Annotated in this window: 1 protein-coding gene; it reads left to right on the top strand. The window is 45.6% G+C overall.

The genetic code is table 11. The features are described 5' to 3' along the window. The coding region (locus ACRHOZ_RS21165; RefSeq protein WP_431130312.1) for a YebC/PmpR family DNA-binding transcriptional regulator at positions 1 to 252 on the top strand (252 nt) is incomplete at both ends.

The following is a 252-nucleotide window of genomic DNA, read 5'->3' as shown; positions in this document are numbered from 1 at the left end:
GGGTGGTCCAGACCCGGACTCCAATGCCAGATTGCGTGCTGAGATTCAAAATGCCAAGGCAGTAAATATGCCCAAGGACAACATTGAAAGGGCCATTAAAAGAGCGTCGGATAAAAGACAAGGTGATTTCAAGGAAGTTCTCTTTGAAGGTTACGCGCCCCATGGTATTGCCATTTTAATTGAGACTGCAACAGACATCAATACCCGAACCGTGGCAATCATTCGGAGTTACTTGAATAAGTGCAATGCAAG

It is taken from the genome of Flagellimonas flava (genome assembly GCF_050617915.1).
Taxonomy (GTDB): Bacteria; Bacteroidota; Bacteroidia; order Flavobacteriales; family Flavobacteriaceae; genus Flagellimonas; species Flagellimonas flava_A.
This window is presented reverse-complemented; position numbering and strand designations above follow the sequence as displayed.